Annotated in this window: 19 protein-coding genes and 1 pseudogene; 5 read left to right on the top strand and 15 right to left on the bottom strand. The window is 42.1% G+C overall.

The window, feature by feature from the left end:
• Nucleotides 1-208: 208 nt before the first annotated feature.
• Nucleotides 209-1,492 (bottom strand): annotated as a pseudogene (ltrA, locus tag ACE1AQ_RS19240) (group II intron reverse transcriptase/maturase); the annotation flags it as partial.
• Between the two features lie 744 nt (nt 1,493-2,236).
• Here ltrA and alr point away from each other — a divergent pair.
• Together alr and ACE1AQ_RS19230 are read left to right on the top strand one after the other, a co-directional pair.
• The gene (gene alr, locus ACE1AQ_RS19235) at nt 2,237-3,433 is read left to right on the top strand and encodes an alanine racemase (RefSeq protein WP_110543560.1); all 1,197 of its coding nucleotides are present in this window, start codon (nt 2,237-2,239) and stop codon (nt 3,431-3,433) included.
• A gap of 209 nt (nt 3,434-3,642) precedes the next feature.
• The gene (locus tag ACE1AQ_RS19230; protein ID WP_110543570.1) at nt 3,643-4,947 is read left to right on the top strand and encodes a cytochrome P450; all 1,305 of its coding nucleotides are present in this window, start codon (nt 3,643-3,645) and stop codon (nt 4,945-4,947) included.
• A gap of 122 nt (nt 4,948-5,069) precedes the next feature.
• Here ACE1AQ_RS19230 and ACE1AQ_RS19225 read toward each other — a convergent pair whose 3' ends face one another.
• The 8 genes from ACE1AQ_RS19225 to glyS all read right to left on the bottom strand — a co-directional run bounded on the left by ACE1AQ_RS19225 (nt 5,070) and on the right by glyS (nt 14,606).
• Entirely contained in the window at nt 5,070-7,061 is a 1,992-nt protein-coding gene (locus ACE1AQ_RS19225; RefSeq protein ID WP_110543557.1) for an AarF/ABC1/UbiB kinase family protein, read from the bottom strand.
• Between the two features lie 301 nt (nt 7,062-7,362).
• Entirely contained in the window at nt 7,363-8,454 is a 1,092-nt protein-coding gene (locus ACE1AQ_RS19220) for a glycosyl transferase (protein WP_110543555.1), read from the bottom strand.
• Between the two features lie 74 nt (nt 8,455-8,528).
• Nucleotides 8,529-9,218 (bottom strand): HNH endonuclease, encoded by a 690-nt coding sequence (locus ACE1AQ_RS19215; RefSeq protein ID WP_002797229.1) that lies wholly within the window; start codon nt 9,216-9,218, stop codon nt 8,529-8,531.
• Nucleotides 9,215-10,639: an AAA family ATPase gene (locus ACE1AQ_RS19210; RefSeq protein WP_253257659.1), complete on the bottom strand. Its 1,425-nt coding sequence runs from the start codon at nt 10,637-10,639 to the stop codon at nt 9,215-9,217. Before ACE1AQ_RS19210 ends, ACE1AQ_RS19215 begins: the two co-directional genes overlap by 4 nt.
• Nucleotides 10,640-10,709: 70 nt before the next feature.
• Nucleotides 10,710-11,783, bottom strand: coding sequence for a magnesium chelatase ATPase subunit I (bchI, locus tag ACE1AQ_RS19205; RefSeq protein WP_008200597.1), 1,074 nt, complete (start codon nt 11,781-11,783; stop codon nt 10,710-10,712).
• Nucleotides 11,784-11,863: 80 nt separating this feature from the next.
• Complete coding sequence (locus ACE1AQ_RS19200) at nt 11,864-12,253, bottom strand: hypothetical protein (RefSeq protein ID WP_110543551.1); 390 nt, start codon at nt 12,251-12,253, stop codon at nt 11,864-11,866.
• A gap of 102 nt (nt 12,254-12,355) precedes the next feature.
• Nucleotides 12,356-12,487, bottom strand: coding sequence for a hypothetical protein (locus ACE1AQ_RS19195; protein ID WP_374809027.1), 132 nt, complete (start codon nt 12,485-12,487; stop codon nt 12,356-12,358).
• Entirely contained in the window at nt 12,474-14,606 is a 2,133-nt protein-coding gene (gene glyS, locus ACE1AQ_RS19190; protein WP_110543548.1) for a glycine--tRNA ligase subunit beta, read from the bottom strand. The genes ACE1AQ_RS19195 and glyS overlap by 14 nt, the downstream gene beginning before the upstream one ends.
• 132 nt (nt 14,607-14,738) lie before the next feature.
• Here glyS and ACE1AQ_RS19185 point away from each other — a divergent pair, with 132 nt between their 5' ends.
• Complete coding sequence (locus ACE1AQ_RS19185; RefSeq protein WP_110543546.1) at nt 14,739-15,323, top strand: tRNA-(ms[2]io[6]A)-hydroxylase; 585 nt, start codon at nt 14,739-14,741, stop codon at nt 15,321-15,323.
• A 411-nt stretch (nt 15,324-15,734) separates the two neighbouring features.
• Here ACE1AQ_RS19185 and ACE1AQ_RS19180 read toward each other — a convergent pair whose 3' ends face one another.
• Both ACE1AQ_RS19180 and ACE1AQ_RS19175 read right to left on the bottom strand, forming a co-directional pair.
• Nucleotides 15,735-16,925 (bottom strand): GNAT family N-acetyltransferase, encoded by a 1,191-nt coding sequence (locus tag ACE1AQ_RS19180; protein WP_110543543.1) that lies wholly within the window; start codon nt 16,923-16,925, stop codon nt 15,735-15,737.
• A 36-nt stretch (nt 16,926-16,961) separates the two neighbouring features.
• Complete coding sequence (locus ACE1AQ_RS19175) at nt 16,962-17,642, bottom strand: RibD family protein (RefSeq protein ID WP_008200585.1); 681 nt, start codon at nt 17,640-17,642, stop codon at nt 16,962-16,964.
• A 91-nt stretch (nt 17,643-17,733) separates the two neighbouring features.
• Between ACE1AQ_RS19175 and ACE1AQ_RS19170 the strand changes: the two genes are divergently transcribed.
• Complete coding sequence (locus tag ACE1AQ_RS19170) at nt 17,734-19,653, top strand: ATP-binding protein (RefSeq protein WP_110543541.1); 1,920 nt, start codon at nt 17,734-17,736, stop codon at nt 19,651-19,653.
• Between the two features lie 49 nt (nt 19,654-19,702).
• Here the strand turns inward: ACE1AQ_RS19170 and pheA are convergent, their stop codons facing one another.
• Together pheA and ACE1AQ_RS19160 are read right to left on the bottom strand one after the other, a co-directional pair.
• A complete protein-coding gene (gene pheA / locus ACE1AQ_RS19165; protein ID WP_008200581.1) occupies nt 19,703-20,557 on the bottom strand; it encodes a prephenate dehydratase in 855 nt (284 codons plus the stop codon).
• Nucleotides 20,558-20,655: 98 nt separating this feature from the next.
• The gene (locus tag ACE1AQ_RS19160; protein WP_008200579.1) at nt 20,656-21,573 is read right to left on the bottom strand and encodes a 3'-5' exonuclease; all 918 of its coding nucleotides are present in this window, start codon (nt 21,571-21,573) and stop codon (nt 20,656-20,658) included.
• Between the two features lie 18 nt (nt 21,574-21,591).
• Here ACE1AQ_RS19160 and ACE1AQ_RS19155 point away from each other — a divergent pair, with 18 nt between their 5' ends.
• On the top strand, nt 21,592-22,080 hold the full coding sequence (locus ACE1AQ_RS19155) for a universal stress protein (protein WP_008200576.1): 489 nt from the start codon (nt 21,592-21,594) through the stop codon (nt 22,078-22,080).
• A 10-nt stretch (nt 22,081-22,090) separates the two neighbouring features.
• Here ACE1AQ_RS19155 and lepB read toward each other — a convergent pair whose 3' ends face one another.
• Both lepB and mazG read right to left on the bottom strand, forming a co-directional pair.
• Nucleotides 22,091-22,666 (bottom strand): signal peptidase I, encoded by a 576-nt coding sequence (gene lepB, locus ACE1AQ_RS19150; RefSeq protein WP_008200573.1) that lies wholly within the window; start codon nt 22,664-22,666, stop codon nt 22,091-22,093.
• Complete coding sequence (gene mazG / locus ACE1AQ_RS19145; protein ID WP_106908524.1) at nt 22,666-23,499, bottom strand: nucleoside triphosphate pyrophosphohydrolase; 834 nt, start codon at nt 23,497-23,499, stop codon at nt 22,666-22,668. Before mazG ends, lepB begins: the two co-directional genes overlap by 1 nt.
• Between the last annotated feature and the right edge of the window lie 385 nt (nt 23,500-23,884).

The raw sequence follows: 23,884 nt of genomic DNA, 5'->3' as shown, positions 1-23,884 counted from the left end.
AGGTTCAAAAATTTGTCAAGTATCATAAGTAAAATACTCTGGTTTTTGGCTATTATATCAAATCTTAACTCAATTGTCTATCTTTTGGCATTAACCTGTTTGTGCCTTAAGTCCTTCCCCGTATGGATTTCAGCTACTTTTGAGCTTAAGTACTCTCATCGAATTTTATTTTAAGTTAATTATTTGCATAACAATTCCCGAAGAGCCGTTTTTCAAAGAAGTAGTAATCACAATCTGTGAATGTTTTTGAGCTTACTACTGATGAATAGTAATTGCTCCATCCTCTAATGATTGGATTGAGTCGTTTGATTAAGGCATCCTGTGGGGATGACTTCTGACTATTTACTACTTCTCCCAATTTCTTTAGATGGGACTTGACTTTTTCAGCACTAGGCTTGATTAGGGTTTTAAAACCTAGTTTGACTCCTTTACTACTTTTTGCCCCGTGATGTTTTCCGACTTGGTATTGCCTGATGTTGAATCCGAGAAAATCAAATCCAACGTAATCATCATAAGTTTCAAGAGTATGGGATATTCTTGTTTTACTAGGCTTCAGTTCTAGCCCCATTTCTGCTAACCATTGTTTAATGATTTCTTGACATTCCTTTATTACCTTTAAATCTTCGTGCAGGATAACAAAATCATCTGCATATCTGATTAGGGTTAAGGCTTGTTCATTTTTGGATTTATTGCCTTTCAGAGTTCTTGCATATTGCTTAACTCTTTCTTCCATGCCGTGTAAGGCTATGTTAGCTAGTAAAGGGGAGATTACACCTCCCTGTGGTGTGCCTTCATTGGTAGGGAATAGGTTTTTTCCATCCATGACTCCACTCTTTAGCCATGCTTTGATTTGTTGTCTTAGCTTGGGGTAAGTTTGAAGTTTTGTCAGTAGTTTCTGGTGGTTTATTTTATCAAAGCATTTACTTATGTCCGCATCTAGCACATATTTGGGCTTTTTGTTGATGCTTATGTAGATTGCTCCGATTGCGTCATGGGCTGAACGTGCTGGTCTAAATCCATAACTGTTAGGTTCAAATTTTGCTTCCCATTCGGGTTCTAATGCCAGTTTTACTAAGGCTTGTAATGCCCGTTCGTACATGGTGGGAATCCCTAGAGGTCGCTTTTCATCCGTATTGGGTTTTGGTATCCATACTCTACGAGTTGGTTTTGATTTATTGCCAGGTTTTAGATTATTGACAAGTGCCATTCTTTGTTTGGGTGTTAAGGATTTTATCCCATCTACCCCTGCGGTTTTCTTGCCTTGATTATCTTGGCTAACCCGTCTGACGGCTATCAGTTTGGCGTACCAGCTTTTTAGGAGTAGCCTTTGTAATTTGTGGACTAATTTGACATCACCCCGTTGACTGGCTTTGAATATTCTTTTTGATAACTTAAAAACACATCTTTCAGCTTTTCGCCAGTTGATGTCCTTCCATTCATACATCGGTTTTGTTGCCGTGTTCATAACTTTTTCATTACTACTTAAGACCATTCATTCCATTGAACAGTGTGTACGTCAGCATATCCTTATCTATTACAGATAGGCGTTGGCTTCTTACACAATCCTTTCCTATATGAGTCTTACGCTGGTTACTACTTAGATTTCGACCTATCTAAGAGATTCATAAGGATTACTTCGTTCCCAACAACCGTATTCCTAACTTTAGTGTCTTCCTCTATACCGAAGCTGTGTAGATGATTCTGGTTGAACTCTATCTTTTCCCAGTACGTTAGCTTGTTAACATTTTGTTGCCAGCCAATAATCTGTGTAGGCTAGGTTTCAGTGACGATACTTCTGACGGAAGTTCTTATTCATACACATAGTTAGATGCTAGACAGGTTTTGATGTCAGACTCATCTTTACTGCCATTTAACCCCGCTTTTCCCATTTTGATGACCGTTCTCCACAGGAAGGGGTTATGCTGTCACTCCATCATCTGGAGGAAAGGACTTTCACCTTCACGGTTATTGAGTTATCAAGGTTCTCAACCTTGTCCTACCCACGTCTGTTAGACTTTTGGTAGGAACGAGTCGCACGATAGATTCTGTACTTAAACGCTTTTAATATCTTGTTTACCAAACTAAATTTACTATGGTAAGCTATGCAAGGCTAAATTGTCAAGGATTTAATCGTGCTTCGCTGTTTTATATTGGTCGGGGTTTCATCCTGTCAGTACGAGGGTCTTCACCCCGACATCTGTGATAAATTGGGTTATGTGTGCAAAGGAGTGAGCGAGTGGTGTTTAGCATCGAACCAAAAATTATCAATCCGCCCAAAAACCGTCATGATTATCAATTGTCGGAAGCAATTCGCTATCGTGCTTGGGTAGAGATTGATCGCTCGGCATTACAACAAAACGTGCGAAAAGTCAAGGCCTTATTAGCCCCAAAAACGGAATTAATGGCGGTAATTAAAGCCGATGCTTACGGACACGGGGCAGTTAAGGTGGCTAACAGCGTTTTAGAAGCTGGAGCGCAATCTTTAGCCATCGCGACTATCGGGGAAGGTATCGAACTACGGGAAGCGGGAATCGTTGCCCCAATTATGATTTTAGGGGCAGTCAATACCCCAGAAGAAGTGGCAGCCTTAGCCCATTGGCAATTGCAACCCACCCTGGTGCAAATCGAACAGGTACAAATTTTTGCCAGCGTGATGAGACGCTTAGAGCAGCGGCTGCCGGTTCATATCAAACTAGATACGGGAATGTCTCGCTTAGGCACACCATGGCACAACGGCACCAAATTCGTCGAACAGGTTTTAGAGGCTCCTAACCTGAAAATTGCCAGTATATACTCGCATTTTGCCACGGCTGACGATCCCAATCCCGAGATCATGCAGTTACAACGGCAAAGATTCCAACAAGCGATCGCCGAGTTAAGATCAAAAGGTTATCATCCTCCCTGTCTGCATTTAGCCAACTCTGCCGCTACCCTAAGCGATCGATCTCTGCACTACGATCGAGTTAGAGTCGGATTAGCTCTCTACGGTCTTTATCCCGCCGATCATCTCACCGATAAAGTCCCTTTGCAACCCGTCCTACAAGTAAAAGCGCGCATTGCTCAAGTCAAAACCATTGCCGCCGGCTCCGGAGTGAGTTATGGTCATCAGTACATAGCGGCAAAAGACACCCGTATTGCTGTGGTCGGTATCGGTTACGCCGATGGAATTCCCCGCAATCTCTCCAATCGTTTAAAAGTATCCCTGAGAGGACGTTTAGTACCCCAAATCGGCGCGATAACCATGGATCAGTTAATGATTGACGTGAGCGAGATTCCAGAGGTAAAAACAGGGGAAATCGTCACACTTATCGGTAAAGACGGTCCACAGTGCATTACCGCCGACGATTGGGCGCGGGATTTAGGTACAATATCCTGGGAAATTCTCTGCGGGTTTAAGCATCGTTTGCCGCGAATTACTATTAGCAATGGGTGATTATGGAGGTGATCTTAAAAAATGTCAATTGGCGGCAATTATCACTGTTGACTGGTGATATCTGTAATTAATTTTGCTTAGGTACTTACCGTTGTTAAGTGCGATCGCTGATTGCCAGGCTAGATGAGGGGATGAATTCTCCGGTGCTTTAGGTTAAAATAAACGGGGTTAATCGACGGCAAATGATTAGTTTTACCCTAGAGGCAGCGATGACTATAAGCAAAGATTTACCCTTACCCCCCGGCAGTTTCGGATTACCCCTATTAGGAGAAACAATCGCTTTTTTGACCGATGGGGATTTTGCCAGTAAACGTCATAATAAATATGGTCAACTTTTCCGCACTCATATTTTTGGCAGTCCCACGATTATTTTATCCGGTGCCGAAGCTAACCGGTTTCTCCTCAGCAACGAGAATAAATACTTTGCGGCAACTTGGCCTAAAAGTACCAAAACTCTCCTAGGTAGCGCATCTTTAGCGGTGCATACGGGAGATGTTCACGCTTCCCGTCGTCGTTTAATCTATCAAGCTTTTCAACCCCGGTCCCTAGCAAGTTATATCCCTACGGTAGAAACAATTACCGCTCGCTATTTAGAGCGTTGGCAAACCGCAAAAACCCTGTCATGGTATCCTGAATTAAGAAACTATACTCTCGATATCGCCTGTAAATTATTTATCGGTCTTGACCAGGGTTCTGCTACCAAATTAGGAGAAGTTTTTGATACTTGGTGTGCGGGACTATTTACCCTTCCCCTTCCCCTTCCCTGGACAGCTTTCGGCAAAGCATTACGCTGTCGAGAGGAATTACTGCAAGCGATCGAAACTATCATTTTAGAAAGACAAAAAAATGATGACTTAGGCCAGGATGCTCTGGCTATCCTTTTACAAGCTAAAGACGAAAACGGTCAAAGTTTATCCTTAGCGGAATTAAAGGATCAAGTGCTATTATTACTCTTTGCTGGTCATGAAACTTTAACCTCCGCTATCGTCACTTTCTGCCTACAAATGGCACTGCATCCCGATATTTTTCAGCTTGTATTGGAGGAAATAACTAATTTTGATCTATCCAATCCTTTAAGCGTTGATACCCTCAAACAGATGACCTATTTAGATCGCGTTTTAAAGGAAGTTTTACGTTTTACTCCCCCCGTGGGAGGAGGATTCCGTCGGGTAATAGAAGACTGTCAATTTAACGGTTATCATTTGCCGAAAGGATGGATAGTGCAGTATCAAATCAGCAATACCCATAAAGATAATAATATTTATTCCCATCCTGAAACCTTTGATCCCGATCGCTTTTTAGCCGAGGAAAAACCCTACGGATATATCCCCTTTGGTGCGGGATTGCGCGAATGTATCGGCAAAGAATTCGCTCGTTTAGAGATGAAAATTTTAGCCGTCCGTTTAGTAGAAAAATACGATTGGCAATTACTCCCCAATCAAGATCTCACCCTCACCACTATCCCCACTCCCCATCCTCGTGACGGTTTACAAGTCACCTTTAAACCCCGTTAACCAGTTAGGATAAAAAAACTTTAAAAACAGTTTAGCGTTTTTCTCGTAGCCGTGAAATTTATTTCACGGCATTTATTGTGGGAAATGCTCAGATTTTGAGCCGTCGGTGGAACTGACAGAGGTTAATCGGCAGCGGGTAAAACTTTCGATAATTCTCCATTTTGCTGATGATTTGGTGTATCAAATTCGAGAACTAGGTAACGAATCAAACGCGCTAGGGATTTTTGTAGTAAACCTTCAGCAATTTTTTGTCCCATCTGTTGGGTTTCCGGTTTAGCGATTAGTTTCGTCATCACTGGTACCATAGCCATGGCATCAAATCCTTTCGTTTCCTGTAAAATACTAAAGATGTTGCGAAGATGCTCAAAACTCTTAGCATCACCCAACAATTCTGGGGGAGTTTCTTGCACCGCTAAGCCCACCTGTTGCCGGAAATTAACCGTGAGATTAAACCAAGTGCGACGGCCGAAATTATCGAGGGTATTTACTAACTCATTCACTAATTTTTCGCGGATAAATACACCCCTGTCTGAAAGGAGAAAATCTAACGCTTGATCGGTGACTTTCTCAAAGTTAAAATCATTAGAATCTTTAGCATTACGCAAGAGATTTTCTAAACGATTCCAGCGAAAAGTACCATCTTTAAATAATAAATCCCGCAGGGAATCTCGCAACTCTGTGGAAGGATCAGTGAGCAGACGTTTAGCAATATAAGGGTAGGCTTTACTCAGTACCTTAAAATTAGGATCGATGCCAATCGCTATTCCCTCTAAAGTCACCATGGAGCGAATAATCAGGGCATAATAAGCAGGAACTCGAAAGGGAAACTCGTACATCATCGCCGACATTTTATCGGTGATACTTTTAAAGTTTAATTCTGCCACACTCGCCCCTAAAGCATTACCGAAAACTTCCGAAAAAGCGGGAACAATTGGCTCTAAATTGGTAGTTGGTGACAGGAAGTCTAACTTAACGTAATCCTTGGCCAAAGACTCAAAATCCCGGTTGACTAAATGCACCACCGCTTCGATTAAACCGTAGCGTTGATAGGGTTCAATATTGCTCATCATGCCGAAATCAAGATAAGCTAATTTACCGTCAGGAGTCGCTAATAAATTACCCGGATGCGGATCCGCATGGAAAAATCCGTGTTCAAGTAATTGACGCAAAGAACACTGCACCCCCACATTAACTAAGTGGGTGGCATCAATACCCTGGGTCTGAATTTCTTTGATATTAGTTAATTTTGTGCCGTCCACCCACTCCATGGTTAAAACCCGTCGCCCAGTATATTTCCAGTAGATTTTGGGGATGTAAATTTCGGCAATGTGACCATAAAGTTGAGCGAATTTTTCGGCGTTTTGTCCTTCATGAAGATAATTAATTTCTTCAAAAATACGACTGGCTAATTCGTCGGTAATTGCCACTAAATCGGAGCGAAGTCTTTTAATATTACCTTTCACCCAAGTCGCCAAACTACGCATGATATACACATCTAAAGTTATACAGCGAATCAAATCGGGACGCTGTACTTTAACGGCGACTCTCTCTCCAGTTTTTAATTTACCTTTATAAACTTGTCCTAGGGAAGCGGCCGCTATGGGATTGGGGGATAATTCTGCATAAATTTCTTCAGGAGAATAACCTAATTCTTCTTCGATAAAACGATAGGCAATTTCGTTAGGAAAAGAGGGAATTTGATCCTGGAGAGTGGTTAATTCTTCTAAATATAAAGGCGGTACTAAATCAGGCCGGGTAGAGAGAGCTTGACCGATTTTAATATAGGTGGGTCCCAATTTGGTCAACATTTCCCGCAATTGTACAGCCCGTCTAATTTCATTTTTTGGCGATTTTCCCCGCAGTTTATCCCACCAGATACCGATGACAAAAGATAAAACCGGTAGGGCAATTTCGATTAACCTCCCCACAACGTCTAGAGGTCGCCCACGGTAATAGTCGTTAATAACTTGGGGATTGTAGCGCCAACTCTCGGCTACGTTGTCATCCATGGGGCCGATATCTTCCCGATGCTCTTCGGGAATATGCACGGGCTGCACTTCAACAGTAATCGCTTCTTCGGGTTGCGTCTCTGGGGAGATCATCTGTTCGGACATAGTTCGGTGACAAGGCAGGGTGATTTGTAAACTATTGTAACAAGTATCGGCTTTCTGCCCGATCTTGTTTCTGTCTCCCTAGTTCTCTGCTCCGGTTCGCCGTCAACTTTCCTGGGGGGTTATCGGTGTTTTTGACGATTTTGAGGCTGATACTGCCCTGATTATCCCGAATGTGATTGTCAAAAAATAGCGCGGTAATTTGGCTGATTTCTAGGACTTTGTTCAATAAACTAGGGCCGACTGACCGATAACTAAATTCACCGCTAATCATCCAAGGTTAAATTGGCTAAGTTAATCATTTTTATCGCCCCTCAAAGTATTCTACGATAGCTCTCGCTATCGATTCTGCACCATCTTTAGGCAGTTTAACCTTTAATCTTGGCGGTTGGGGAGCTTGGCGTAAAAAGTCCCAATTACCTTGAAAAAATTCTTCACTGCTAATAATTTGATGATAACTATAATCTTGGATTCCAGCCAATAAAATCGCTGATTCGGCGAAACCTTCTCGCGTCAGAGAAACAATCGGAACCTCTAATTTTAAAGCTTCGGCAAAGGTACTATATCCCGGTTTGGAAATAATTCGATCGCACAGGGGCATAAAATCCACAGGACGATAGCTCCGATCTGGTTTATCCTGTAAGCGGACTAAATTGGGCAATTCGGGGGCGTTTTTTTCAAAAGTGATAAATTGCCAATCGGGAAAACTGGCGAGGTTATCATAGGGAATTGCTTCTAATCCTAACCCCCCAAAACTCAATAAAATAGTTTTTTCTTTAGGGGCATTTAGCTTAAATTCCTGTCGTAATTGTTCTTCACTGTAGCGGGGTGTACCCCCGGTTAAACCTGCCTCGGTAACACGGGGAAATGCTGTCATTGCTTCTGCTAAAGGCAGTTTAAATAAGCGATCGCATTGATTATAACAACGACTGATCCAATCACTAATACTGGCAAATTCTTCACCCCAATCACGATAGATAAAATCCCAACCAAAGTTACCAATCATCCAACAAGGAAGCCCCGCGCTTTTGGCAATTGGTGCCGCTAAAGGTGGTAAATCAGCCACAACTAAACCCACACGATTAGTTTTAATAAAATTAACTTCACTGGCAATAATTGACCTAGATTGAGCAATTATTTGTTCTAATTTTTCTTTGGTAGCTAATTTATCCATCGTTAAACTATCCGATTGGATTACTCCCACATCAAACCCCCGATGTCTTTGAATATATTCTCCGGATATATAGGAATCTAATAACCAGCGCGGAGCAGTGGTGACTAATATCGGCAAAATTTCGGGATTAAGTTCAATAATATTAGCTACCACCGAAGCACTGCGGACAGCATGGCCAAAACCATGATTAGTAACGGCAAAATAAACAACAGGACGAGACATAAATATCAAGTAGGGTGAGAATAATAAGCAAGAAATTTTGTTTTTCAGACTGTAGATAATAATTACCCCTGATTTTAGGGAGGCAAATGAGGCAGTATATAAATACTAGCAAAAGCATAATATTCCGCTCCCGATTGACAAGCTTCTTGCAGTAAAGATAAAGCCTCCGAGTCTCCTTGTTTTGCGAAACGTAATAATGCTAACAACCTTTTAATATATTGACTACGATAGTTAATTAATTCTTTTCGTCCACGCATACCATTGAGATCGAACAAATCTTCAACAATTTGACCACGTCGATCCCGACCATAAACACTGGCCAATTTTGCCATTTCATCCCAAACAAATTCAAGATGTGTATTCGGATCGGTTACTCCATCCGTGGGGTCTATTAACAGAGGATTTCCTGTGATATCATCGAGAGGAAAATTTGTGCCTTTGTGATTGGCATCATTACATTTATCACAAGAAAGCAGTAAATTCTCCCAAGTAAAAGTCAGATCAGGATACTGGCTTTTTGGATAAAAATGTTCGATCGCTCCGTAAGTTACCACTATAATCTTACTTTCACAGTAAGCGCATTTCCCATTAAACATTTTAACTAATGCGTCTTTAACTTGCGGATGACTGTATTTATTTTGTGCTTGGTTAATTTGAGCTTTAGTTGCCTTGTTGTTTGATTTTATTGATTCTAAAGCCTCTAGCCAACGAGCGGCATTTTTAGCTAATACGGGTGGCTCTGATATTCTGGTGACAGCAATCAAGATAAACGCTCCTCTAGTAAGGCATCAATTCGGGATTCTAAACTATTAGGTTGACTGATTTCGCCAAAGGGTTTAACTTCTCCAACAAATAATGACAGTTGTTCATATTCTTGCTTTTCTGCTGCCGCCAGATTTTTCTTTTTACGATTTAGTTGGTGGTAACGCTTAATTTTATTTTCTGTATCAGTGGGATAGGTTGATTTCAGACCAAAAGCAGAACTTGTTAAAGTACGATCAACATTAGCCGCTAATTCTTTATAATGAATTTCTACAATCTCTAATTCACACGCTACCAGATCGATTCGTAGGGTTAAAGAATTTGGCCCCGCACCGGCAGCGATTAAAGGACTATGAGTAGCGACAAAGAATTGAAGCTTGGGAAAAACTTCCTGTAACCATCCAGCAATTTCCCTTTGCCAAGAAGGATGTAAATGAATATCTAACTCATCGATTAAGACGACTCCAGAAGCCTCTGTGGGGTTATCTAGATCGGGGAAGGATTGTAATAATCGCCAAATTAAATCCCCAGCTAAAGCAATCATACTCCGAAAACCATCGGATAAACTAATGGTTGGAACTTTTTGGCCGTTAACTAGAAACTGAATCAAGCCATCGGCAGTTACTTCAGCAATTTCTACATTACTAGGTAACAGTTTAGTAATTGCTTCTTCACCGATTTTTTTCATTTGTTTGGCTTGAATATCTGTGGGATTTTTGGCTATTCGATAATCTAAATACACCATCCATCTCTCAAAAGAACTTAAAGATGTATCCTCATTAAATTGGCTGAAAAAGTTGCTAGAGCGTTTCGGAGGTTCAAGACTAGGAATAATCACTTGACTCACTCGTGTCAAACGACGGAAAGCTCCATAACCGACGGCAAACCAACCATGATTATCGGAGGCAAAAGCATTGGCTCGCAACCAACTCAAAATTTTAGTATTTTCTTCGATTAATGCTGGTTCTGTATAGGTTTGTTTGTCCTTACTGCCTCCTAACTCTAACCTTTCCTTGCCTGTAACAAAATAGGAATAAGCAAAAGTTTTTCGAGTTTTATCCGTACCAAATTTTCCCGCATCCCCATCTTCTTGATGAAGCACTGCGGTTAATTTACCCGGTGTCTTGGGATTACATATCCAACCAGTCGGACGTGGTAATAATTCTTTCGCTGCTTCTGGTCCGGCGAGCAGCAAAGCTAAAGCCTGTAAAATCGTGCTTTTTCCTACTCCATTTTCTCCCAATAAAGTGATCCAACGACAAGGTTTAGCATCCTGACGACGTTTATTATCGGGATTACTAATAAATTTAATCTCTTGATTCTGGAAGCATTTAATGTTTTCGAGTTTTATACTTTCAACCCACATGGACATTCCCCCAGAGAATAACAGCGATCGATAAAATTCTAGCTTATTTGGCCACATCTAGCCCTTTTTGGCCTTCATCTCTAAATCCAGTCAAAAACCCTCTCTTCGCAGAGAGGGTGAATTAGATTTAGGAATTTTCTTCTAATCCAAAGACGCGATTAAAAGCTTTCAAGACTTTATAACCAGAATCGATCGATTCTAGCGGATCTTTCCGCAAACGGTGACGTAAACAGAGAACAATTACCCGACGGATATCATCTACCGTCACAGTTGTCCGTCCTTCCAAAGCGGCCAGAGCTTTAGCGGCGCGATTGGTAACGATATCGCCGCGCAATCCGTCCACGTCTAACTCGGAACAAACCTCGGAAATTTTCACCCGCAGATCATAATCAAGCTCCACAGAAGGCAAAAGATTCTGGGCCTCCACTAGCTTTCTTTGCAGTTCTTCCTGTTCTAAGTTGTATTTCTCTAAAAACGAGAGGGGATTGCCATCAAATTCCGCACGCTGTTCCACGATTTTGACCCGTAGAGGTGGTTCTTTGACGGTGTGAATCTCGGCGTGCATTCCGAAGCGATCGAGCAGTTGTGGGCGCAATTCTCCCTCTTCTGGGTTGCCCGATCCCACCAAAACAAACCGGGCCGGGTGACGGATGGAAATTCCTTCCCGTTCCACCGTATTCCAACCACTAGCGGCCGAATCCAATAGCACATCGACGAGGTGATCGTCAAGTAAATTGACTTCATCCACATAGAGAATGCCGCGGTTAGCTTTGGCCAGCAATCCTGGTTCAAAAGCTTTTACCCCTTCTGACAGGGCTTTTTCGATGTCAATCGTGCCACAGACCCGATCCTCCGTCGCACCGAGGGGCAGATCTACCATAGTGACTTTTTTCTTGGCAATGGTCAAGGGGATGGCCTCGTCCACCCTTTGCCGCACCTCATCGCTCATTAAATCGGGATCATTGGGGTCAGAATTAAAGGGATCGTTAGCAACTACGTCAATTTCTGGTAAAAGGTCGGCTAAAGCCCTAATCGTGGTCGATTTTCCCGTACCTCGATCCCCCATAATCATCACCCCGCCAATTTTGGGGTCGATGACGTTGAGCATTAGGGCCAATTTCATTTCTTCCTGGCCGACAATAGCGGTGAAGGGAAAAACCACGCGGCGAGTTTTCGGAGGAGCTTGGGGAGTCACGGTCATAGGTGGATTCAAAAGTCAATAGTTTTTGCGTTAAGAATTATATCTAGTGGGGATTCTAGTCGTCAGCTTTCAGCAAAGCTTTATTGTAAGTCTTTTTTTCTGCTTTTTAAGATCCAGCACCAGAGGGGATGACCTGGCCCTTTGTCCCGGATTTTCTGCACCCGTTGTTCTAAGCGCAGTTTTTCTCTGGGGGAAAGTCCTAAAATAATGTTGCGACTTTGCCAGACTAGCACTGCTCCTGTCATGGCAACACAAAAGGCTAGACCGATAGAGGGCCAGTAATTGAAAGCTAAAGCGTATCTTAGGGCTGTCCAAGTAAAATACTGCCGTATTAAGGCTATATCATCGCGTAAAACCCATAAACTAGCCGAACCAATCCCTAACCAACAACCCAACACAAATAACCAACGACCCCACACCGTCAGTCGATGTAGTCTTTGGACCTGTTGCTGTAGTTCAAAATCGGCCATTTTAGTTATCAGTGGGGAATTATGAATTATGAATTATGAATTATGAATTATGAATTATGAATTATGAATTATGAATTAGGAAGTGTTTTCAGTGAACAGTAATCAGTGAACTGAAAACTCAAATCTGATAACTGATAACTGATAACTGATAACTGATAACTGATAACTGATAACTGATAACTGATAACTGATAACTGATAACTGATAACTGATAACTGAATTATCCCTTGACAATTGCCCCAAAATCTGCTAGGACTCGGGCGTGATTTCGCAGTAAACCCAACAGATTTAAACGATTGCGACGGACAGATTCTTTTTCTGCCATGACTAACACACTATTTTCGCCATCAAAAAAGTCAGCCACCACGGGAGAAATTGCCGTTAAAGCGGTGACAAGACGCTGATAATCTCTTTGCTCTCTGGCACTGATAGTTTCGGGAATTAGGGCAATTAAAGCGTCATAAAATGCCTGTTCCGAGGATTGTTCAAATAACTCCGTATTGATGATTGCCTTGGCTTCTAGGGTAGTTGTATCTAAATCTCCTTTTTGTGCTAAACGGGTGGAGCGATTGACGGTTTCATAGATGTTGGCTAACTGACCATCCTGACGAATTTGGCATAAAAAGCGGGCGCGTTCACGGGTATCTAATAAATTTTCTAAAGCGCGAGACTTATACTCCAGATCGTTTTCCCCCAAAACTGCATTAACGAGATCGTAATCTATCCTCAAATCATCAATTAGGAGAGTTTGCAGACGTTGTAAAAAGAAATCTTTAATCAGATTGGCTGGGTTGGGTTTATCGGGATGACTGGTGACAAAATCCTCAGCTATTTGCTCAATTAATGCCAAAAGATTGATATTAAAATCGGCCGACCAGATAATACTAATTATTGCATTGGCAGCCCGACGGAGAGCGAAGGGATCTGAGGAACCAGTGGGCAGCATTCCCAGTCCAAAAATACCGACCAAAGTATCCAATCTGTCGGCAAGTCCCACCACTTGACCGGTGATTGTTTCCGGGAGTAAATCCCCAGCATTGCGAGGCAGATAATGTTCAAAAATGCCCCGGGCAACTACGGCCGATTCACCACTAATTAAAGCATATTTTTCGGCCATTACTCCCTGTAATTCTGGAAATTCATAGACCATTTGGGTAACTAAATCCGCTTTACAAAGCATGGCAGTGGATTCTATATCACTGCGACTTTGTTCATCGAGATTTAACTGTTCGACGATCATCTGGGCAATTTCCATAATCCGATCGACTTTATCGCGCATGGTTCCCAATTCTTCTTGAAAAGTGACGGTTTCCAGTTGGGGAAGGAAACTATCTAAGGGTTCATCACAATCGGCAGTATAGAAAAATCTGGCATCAGCTAACCGTGCGCGGATAACCCTTTCATTTCCTGCGGAGATAATCTCAGATTTTTTGGGATCGCCATTAGAAATAGTGATGAAATAGGGTGACAAACCCTGGGGAGTTTTCACTGGGAAATAACGCTGATGTGTCACCATCACGGTAATAATTACTTCTGGGGGTAATTCCAGAAATTCATCGTCAAATTTACCGACAATTGCCGTGGGATATTCGACTAAGTTAGTCACTTCTGCTAATAAATCTGCGGGAATTTCTGCCACTCCCTCCAGTTTTTTGGCTAGGGTGGTAATCTGATCAGTAATTATCTGTTGACGCACTTGCGGATCCGCTTCCACAAAAATTGATCGCAAACTGGTTAAATATGCTTGGGGGTGACTAATGGCTAAGGATTGCGGGTGTAGAATGCGATGACCAAAAGTTAAGCGATCGCTGGTTAAAGTGGTGGAGCCATTAATTAATTCTAGGGGTAAAACTTCCCCATCCACTAAAGTTAATAACCAACGAATTGGCCGGGGAAATCTTAAATCGCCATCTCCCCAACGCATAAAACGTCTTCCTTCTAAACGGGTAATCCATTGGGGAATTAATTCAGTTAAAATCTCGGCTGTTGGACGACCCGGAATCGTTTTTTCAACATAGACAAATTGTCCTTTGTCCGTGGCACGAATGGAGAAAGCAGCGGTGCTAACTCCCTGTTTTCGAGCAAAACCCTCACCTGCGGCGGTAATTTGGCCATTTTTGTAGGCGGCACTAACTGGCGGTCCTTTGATCTCCTCGCTGCGCGCTTCTTGCTCCCTCGGTAATCCTGTGATTAACACGGCCAAACGGCGCGGGGTTGCGTAAACTTGAATAGCAGTCGCGTCCAGAGATTCCGTCTCTAAACTCTTGCTAACTCTTTCCTGCAATTGTGCGATCGCGCTATCGACAAAATCTGCGGGTAGTTCTTCTGTACCGACTTCCAGTAAAAAATCCATCTGATTGATTGGCCGTGTTTATGCTTCACCAATCATCTAGGCTATCACAGAAGCCGTGTCCTTAGTTTTTGACTGGTGTTGTTCGACTTTTTGGGTTAGGGTGAAAGAGGCAGCAAATTGGAATCAGCGACGATGGGAAAGATTAATTTATTAGTCAGTGCCACCTCTGAGGATTGGATAGAACAGGCAATTAATAATTTAGAGATTATTCTGCTCGATCATTCCCATTGTGAGCGAAAAGCGGCAGGAGTGGCCTTAAATCTCATGTTTCGTTATCCTTCCTACGCTTCCCTCGTGCGGAAATTAACAGCGATCGCACAAGAGGAATTAGAACATTTTGAACAGGTCAATCAATGGTTAGATAAATGGGGAATTCCCCTCGCTCCCTTAAATTCTCCCCCCTATGGTGCTAAATTAAAGGCCCAGATTCGTCACCAAGAACCCGATCGCCTTTTGGATTCTCTGTTAATATCAGCTTTAATTGAGGCGCGTTCCCACGAAAGATTGGGTTTATTGGGAGAATATTGTCCTGATCCTCAATTAGCTCAATTTTATCGCGGTTTAATGGCTTCCGAAGCCCGTCATTATGGTATTTATTGGCTATTAGCAGCGGATTATTTTGAACGGACAGTGATCGAGGAACGCTTAGAAACCCTAGCGGCGATCGAAAGTGAGATTTTAGCCAATCTGCACCCGGAACCTCGTATTCATAGTTGATTGCACTAATAGAGACAATGGCTGCAGCTCACATTTGCAGAAATACGGACAATTAGCAATTATCAGTGACTCTTAAATTATTACAAATATATCAGCAGCTGCCTGTAAGCATCCCACCAAAAAACTAATGCGCGAGGGGTTTGGGGACGGCGCTTGCGTCCCCAACGGGGGGTTTGGGGGGTAGAACCCCCCAAAAGCTTGGATTGAGTGATCAAATCGGAAGTAATGACCAATTTTAGAAGATAGTTTCCCCGTAAAAATCCCAACTTAGTAGATTTACAAAAATCAGATGCACCCAGGGACAAACCCTATCTATAGCGTTTCTGATTCACAAGAGGTACATTCCTGATCCTGAACAGCTTAATCAGCAAAGGTTTAAGTGTGCCGCACAGATGCGAGAACCGCTATAAATCACTCGTTCAACTCAATTTCTCTCTTAGAAAAGGGTAAATCTTGATTGATTGCCTCAATTTCTTCCTGTTCCATTTGATTAATTTCCTGGATATAATTGCGGAGAATTTGAGTCATTTTCCCATGATAAAAACGGTGTAAACTGTGATTAGCAGTAGCGGGAAAACCCCGTCTTTTTTTATGTTGTCCTCCCGCACCGGGGTCAAACATGGTAATACCTTGACTAATTGCCCAATCGATCGGTTGATAGTAACAAGCTTCAAAATGTAAACAGTCGTACTCTTGAAAACTGCCCCAGTAACGACCATAAAGATTAGTATCTTTGCGAATACAAAAAGATAAACCCACCGGTTTAGTATCCTTTTCATTTTGGTAGGCAGTAATCAAAACCACTCGCTGACGATAATTCGGATATAATTGTTCAAAAAATTTCTGTGTCAGATATTTACTTCCCCAGTAAAATTTATCACAGGTACTGCTATAAAACCGATAAATTAACGGGAATAAATGATGGGGAATTTCTTCGGCGGCCAGAGTTTTAATAATTAACCCCGCATTAGTCACCGCTTTCCGTTCCCGTTTAATATTGCGCCGTTGATTAGCATTAAAAACCGTCAGATAATCTTCAAAACTTTGAAAACCCTTGTTATTCCAAATATAACTATGATGTAACCAGGGAGTAAAGCCAAAATTTTCCATTAAAATTCGCCATTGGGGATCGACAAAAAGAAAATGACAACCCGACAGATTATTTTGATCACAAAAATGATCAATCGCCCCTATCATTAAAGCAGTAATCTCTGGTTCATTTTCCCCCGGAGCAATTAAAAAACGATAACCCACTGCTGGAGTAAAAGGGGTCATTCCTAACAGTTTTGGATAGTATCTAATCCCCAAACGACGGGAAAGATCGGCCCATTGGTGGTCAAAGACAAATTCACCGTAACTATGACTTTTAATATACAAAGGAGCGGCGGCAATTAACTCAGTACCGCGCCAAACTGTGAGATGAGCAGGTTGCCACCCCGTGCGTCCTGTGGCGCTGCCGGAAGTTTCGATATTATGTAACCATTCCCACTCTAGAAAGGGAGTAGTTAGGGGTTGAGCGAGAGCATCCCATTTTTGTTGGGGAATCTCACTCATTTTATCAATCCAAGCCACAGAGTATTGGGGTTTAAGCTGTTCTACCATGGGACAAGATAAGTCAACCTTTTTATTTAAGGTAATCTAGTTTTGAGATTTATGGGACTGCCGTTCCAGGGAATAATGTAGGAAAATTTCTGCTTCCACGGTTTCCACGCTCAAAAGTTGTAATTTTCTGGCAGAATCAGCCAGAAATCCAGTTCCTCCCAGGGGAGTTGCCGCTTTATTGCCTCCTAACAGCAACGGACAAATAGTTAGATAGATTTCATCGATTAAATCTTCAGCTAAAAGAGAGGCAATTAATTCACCTCCTCCCAGAATCGCCAGCTTTTTGATACCTAGGGCGGTAAATTGTCTAAAAATAGCCTTCCAATCGCCGCAGACTAAGACAATCTCAAATAAACCCCGATTTTCCCATGCCGCCACTTTTTCCGCTGCCGTGATTAACCAGCGCGGGAAAGGCTGCTGAAAAAATTTCATCCGGGGATCAAGCTGGCCTGAATAAGAACAAACGATCTGTATCGGTTGCGGGGATAATCCCCGTTGTTGACGGTATGCGAGAAAATCGGGATGACGGATAGGAAGACTGGTGTGATAAGCGCGTAGGGTGTTAGCACCGAATAAAGCGGCATCCATGCGCGATAAATGTTGTTCTAGACGCATTTTATCGGTAGCAGAGGCAAATCTGGCCGCTGACTGGTAGGCGTCGGCAATTTTACCATCGGCACTCATGGCTAAAATAACGGTGGTGTGAGGACGATTCATGGCAAATGCTCGGGGATATCACCCGGTCCGATTGGTGAATAGGCTAGTATAGTCTGGAGTTTGATAGCAAGAATCAAACCAATTTCTGCCTATGTCTATCGGTCAATCCTCTTTTCGTCGTATTCTGCTCTCTCGCTTACTCCTAATCAGTGTACCTGTACTACTGATGGGAGTTTATATCACCTATCGTAAAGCGAGATCGGCTTTTTTGGAAACGGCCCGTCAAAATCTCACCGAAAGTGCTATCAGAAAAGCAGATAATATTAATCAATCAATTCAATTTTTGCAGGCTAATCTGATCACTGCGGGGGAAAGTCTGGTTTTAAAACAGGGAACCTTAGCCGAAAAAGAAGCTTTTTTACAACAATTCACGGCGCAGCTTCCCCATGAGATTAACTGTGTGGAATTAATTGATATTAAAACCAAGAAACCTTTATTAAATCGAGCCTGTAAACCAGAAATTATCAAGGTTTTGCCTCTGGAAAGATGTCCAGAAAAACGGACTAGCTTTGCCAGAAATATCGAAAATATCTTAGTTAGAAGTTTACCCCGAGAACTTTTGACCAAATCTCCCGATAATAATCGTCAATTAGAGTTAGTTTTTGCCGTTCCCATCTACGATAATCAAGGACAATTACAATCTAGTCTAATTCTGCAAGCTTCTCTACTTTACAGTGAGAAGGTTTTACCCGGTTCTTTGTCAGGTTATCCCGTGGTTATTTCTGAAAATGGCATTATTCTCGCTCATCCCTATTTTGATCGCATTGGTAGCCATATCAGTCAAGAAGCTGATGCTGAACGCCTCAAGATAATCATCAGTAATGCTGTTAAAGGTCGGCAGAGATTTCTCCATTTATTTTCTTTCGAGAAAGATGGCCAAGAATTAGTCGCTGGTTATAGTTCTCTCCCCAGTCCAGTTACGGGAGAATCATCCCAAAAATGGGTAGTTCTAGCCATTAGTTCCCTCTCCCAAGCTCTAGTTCCTCTACAACAAATTTGGGAGGCAATTTTTTATCTGATTTCTGGTTTATTATTAGCTTATTTAGTAGCTATTGCACTGATCGCTAGGGATTTGGCCATACCTTTAGAAAAACTGCGAGATTATGCCTTAAATATTCAGCAAATTCCTTCCCAAAAGATTAGACCAGAAAACTTTAATATTCGAGAAATTAATCAGTTAGCCTCGGCCTTAGAGGAAATGCTCGAACGCTTACGCCTTTGGGGAGAAGAAATAGTTAAGAGTCGGCAAGAAGCGGAAAATGCTAATCAATTAAAAAACCAATTTTTGGCCAATACTTCCCACGAATTACGCACCCCTCTCAATGGTATTATTGGCTCAATTCGTTGTGTTATGGATGGATTTTGTAATAGTGAGGAGGAGGAAAAAGAATATCTGCAACAAGCGGATAATGCCGCCATACATCTTTTGGAAATTATTGATGATATTCTCAGTATTGCTAAAATAGAATCGGGCAAAGTTTCCGTTAATCCTGAACCAGTAGATTTACACCAAATTATCAATGAAGTTATTAATTTACAAACAGCATCGCTACAACGTAAGTGCTTAAAATTAAATTTGCTTTTCTGTCCAGAAAATCCGATAGTCTATGCTGATCCCACTAAATTAAAACAGGTAATTTTGAATGTTATTTCTAACTCAATTAAATTTACTGATACAGGCACAATTTCTTTAATAACTCGCCTAGAAAATACACAGGCTATTATTACTATAATCGATACAGGAATCGGTATAGACCCCCAGCAACAATCAAAATTATTCCGTCCTTTTGTGATGATTGATGGTTCCACAACTAGAAAATTTAGCGGTACGGGTTTGGGATTAGCTATTTCTAAGAATTTGATGAAAATGATGGGGGGAGATATTACTATCTCTAGTCAAGGTCAAGGTTTAGGAACAACTGTGGAAATTATTCTTCCCCTAGGGGGGGAAAAAAAGCTTGATTCTACCCCAGAGGAAAACTCATCTTTGCCGATTCTTCCCTTGTCTTAAAACCCAAAAATATCTCTATTTAACTTCTGTAATTTCCAGTGAATTTAGTTTATAATTCCTCTAAACTTTCTACAGGTAAATTAACCACCTGATAAGCACCAAAAACCTCGATCGCATCGGTATAATTGGTTAATTCTTCTAAAGTTTCTGCGATTAAATGCTGTTGCTCTGGATTAATTTCTAGATCAATAAAAAATATGTATTCCCCTAAAGATCGTTTCGTTGGTCGCGATTCGATCCGAGATAAATTAAGCTGACGTTTGGCAAAAACTTCTAAGGGTTTGACTAAAGCACCGGGTTGATCTAAAACTTGAAAAGCGAGGGACATTCGCTCCCCTTGGGGATGGGAAGTTAAAGCCATTACCCAAAAACGGGTACAATTATCGGGATAATCATTAATTGGTTGTATTAATATTGGCACATGATAGAGTTTGGCCGCCCGGGGAGAAGCAATCGCAGCCGAATTAGTCTCTCGATCGAGAATTTGAATCGCTTCTGTGGTAGAATTAGTAGGAATAATCGGCACGGTAGGCAAATTATTTTCTAGCCATTTTTGACATTGGGCTAAAGCTTGGGGATGGGAATAAACGGTTTTAATTTCTGTTAGCGATTGACTGGGAGATAGCAGTGCATGGGAAATCGGTAAAACTAATTCTTGTTGAATCTGTAACCCGGGTAATTGCCATAAAGCATCAAGCGTCATTACCACACTTCCCTCGGTGGAATTTTCCACCGGGACTACTGCTAAATCGGCCTGATTTTGGACAACCGATCGCAGGGCCAAGGCAATGCTAGGATAGGGTATTAATTGACGAGGCTGGGGTGGTAAACTGTTAGCAAATGCTAAAGCGGCTGTTTCTGAATAGGTTCCCACCGGCCCCAGATAAGCGATCTTTACAGTCATTGAAATTATCCCCGCAAGCAATTTTTTCTAGCTATTACAGCCTTTTTCATAAATATCAAGTATAACCTAATTTGGTATTGACTCCTATTCTGCTATAATCATCTCAAGTCAGCTTCACTTTCTTTGATGGTCAATTGACTGATTTTTTGGCGAGTTTCCTCGATGGTTAACCCTTGGGCTAAATCCCCCAATCCCTTGAGCAGATCATTAGTTAAGGAAAGAGATATTTGGCTATCCTGGCCCGATAAATAGACAACCTTGGCTAATTCGGCCAGTTTAACTTTTTTGCTGGTGCGATTTTGGTAACTGACCGAAAACCCGTTAATCTCTGCAGCTTCTTGCTCAATCATTGCCGACTTTAAACGTTCCTTGAGATGTTCCATCTCTGTGTCTAAAATCTTCCATTGCTGGTAAATTTCCCAATAACGATTAGTTAATCTTTCCAGATTCTCACCAGCGGGATCGGGAGTAATTAAATGGGAAAGCTGCAAAAGACGATGATGGATTTGGGCCGTATATACAGGGTCTTTTTGTGCATATTCTAGCTGGGCCGCAGTTAAAGGTCTTTTGCCCCAATTCCCCCCCTGTTCAGTCTTATCAATAGGGGGAAAATGACAAAGACATTCAGCCAGGGTTTTCAGTTGATAATTGGGTAAGGGAGCAATATAGTAGGGAACCTTTTTAGCTAACTCTAGGGTACAGGTAATTTTTTTAACTTGTCCCTTACCGCCCAAAAATTTACAATCATAACTAGCATTGTGAAAAACCTTTTCTATCCGGTCAACCAGCATGATTTTAGTGATAAAATAGTTAGTAAGATCGGGTCGATCGAGAACATCCAAAATTGTCACCCGCTCACCCGTTAAGTCCGTGGAATCGGCAAGAATTTGAATCAGAGACAAACGGGGGGTCTTGCTATCGTAATCGGCTACTTCCGTATCTAACCAAAGAATGGGAAAATGGCAAAAGTGATCGATCGCATTCCTAATAGCGTCGGATTCCGTTAAATAAGGCATGGTTGCAGAGGTGGAAAAATGTATCAAAAAATCTTGATAGCAATAGATTTATCAGAGATGGGGGAGAGTGTCTTTAAGGAGGCTGTATCCTTAGCCAGTAAGTACGAAGCTAACCTCCTACTACTGCACGTCCTTTCCCCTGAAGAAGATTATAGCCCTTTACCGATTCCGCCCAATTTAGCCGATATTTACCCCGCCCAGGGTAATGATCTCACTCTCGATTTTTGGCGGCAACAATGGGAAGAATTCGAGCAGAAAGGGGTAGAAATGTTGCAAAAAAGAGCTAATCAGGCGGGAGAAATGGGTGTAAAGGGAGAATACCAGCAAATTTACGGTCATGCCGCCAAAACTATCTGTAAAGTGGCGCGAGAGGAAAATATTGATTTAATTGTCATCGGTCGGCGTGGGCGATCGGGTCTAGGAGAGTTATTCTTAGGTAGTGTGAGTAATTATGTTCTCCATCATGCCCCCTGTTCCGTCTTAATTGTTCAACATCCTCAGGACTAAAAATTGCTGATTAGCTATTCCCCCCTAAAATCCCCAAACGATTAAAAGGAAAAAAGCGAAAAACCGCCCTACCAATCACGTTATTTTCCGGTAAAAACCCCCAGATATGGGAGTCATTGCTATTATTGCGATTATCTCCCATGACAAATAAGTTATTTTCCGGCACGAGCAAAGGCATGAAATTATATTGGGGGGGTTCGAGAATATAATCCTCTGCCAAGGGTTGATTATTCAGGTAAATTTTGCCCTCCTTAACAGCAATCACATCCCCTGCGGTGGCAATCACCCTTTTAATAAAAGCTTGGTTCTTTTGATATCCCTGTAATTGTAATTGTGCTGGCGGTTCAAAGACGACGATATCCCCCCGTCGAGGAGGATGGAAATCGTAGGAAAGTTTTTCCACCACTAAGCGATCGCCCTGTTCTAAAGTGGGTAACATAGAATCAGAGGGGATAAAACGAGGTTCCGCCACAAAAGTGCGGATTAGTAGGGCTAAAACTAAAGCTATAGCGATAATTTGCAGATTTTCTCGAATAGAAGCCCAAAAACTTTTAGATTTGTCTTTATTAATTTCTTGCTCTTGCATTATTGCCCAGATGATGGTTGGTGTAACTTAGCTTTCGCTTGCTGCCAAAAAACGGTTAATTCCTCTAGTGTATAGTCATGAAGAGGCTTTTCCGCCACGGATTCCACCAGGGAAAAACGTTGAATAAAACGCAGATTAGTCTCTTGTAAAGCGATGCTGGGGTCTAAATTATACCAGCGAGCAAGATTGACAATAGTAAAGAGTAAATCGCCTAATTCGGCCTGTTGATGCTCTTTATCGCAGGATTCTAGGGACTCTTGCCATTCTGCCAACTCTTCGCCGAATTTTTCCCACACTCCTGCGATATTTTCCCAGTCAAAACCGACCCGCGCCGCTTGCCGAGAAATTTTCATCGCTCCCATCAAGGGTGGCAAAGTTTGGGCATAACGGGTTAATTTGCCGCTAACAGTCGGGTCATTTTTTTCCTCAGCCTTGATTTTCTCCCAATTTTGACGCACCTGTTCGGGATTTTCTAGGGATAGCTCCCCGAAAACGTGGGGATGACGACGAATTAATTTATCGGTGATGCCTCTAGCCACTTCTTCTAGGCTAAAATTACCCTCATCGCTGGCAATTTGGGCTTGTAAAACCACCTGTAGCAGTAAATCGCCTAATTCCTCGGCAATGGCAGTTTTATCACCGCTTTTAATCGCCGCTACCACCTCATAAGCTTCTTCGATAACGTAGGGAATTAGGGTTTCCGGGGTTTGGGCTAAATCCCAAGGACAGCCGCTTTCTGGGTCTCGTAAACGGGCAACAACGCTGATTAAATGGTTTAATGCCGCTAAGATGGCCTTGTAGCTGGGATTGTCGGTTTCTGGAGGGCTAGACATCGATTTTTTCTGGTTTTCTCGCCCATTATACCGGTTAGTTATCAGTGATCAGTTATCAGTGATCAGTTATCAGTGATCAGTTATCAGTGATCAGTTATCAGTTATCAGTTATCAGTTATCAGTTATCAAAAGCTCTCATCTCCCTGTCTTCTAATATTCAGTTACAGCCTTTCTGATAATAGATGAAGTTTAACCTAATTTGAGCGAAGACCGACTCCCCATTATTCAGATAACTGCTTGGCTCTCTTATTCTTTGTGTGATCTCGCGTAGCGAGCGCGTTGCGACCAGTTTAACTTATATAGTAGTGATCGATCTCTGTGTCCTTTGTGTCTCTGTGGTTCCCCTTCCACTCACTTGCCCGCAAAACTGTATCTTAGAATACAT

The organism is Microcystis sp. BLCC-F209 (genome assembly GCF_041928595.1).
Lineage (GTDB): Bacteria > Cyanobacteriota > Cyanobacteriia > Cyanobacteriales > Microcystaceae > Microcystis.
Note: the sequence above shows the minus strand (reverse complement) of the source record. Positions and strands in the feature narration are given on the sequence as shown.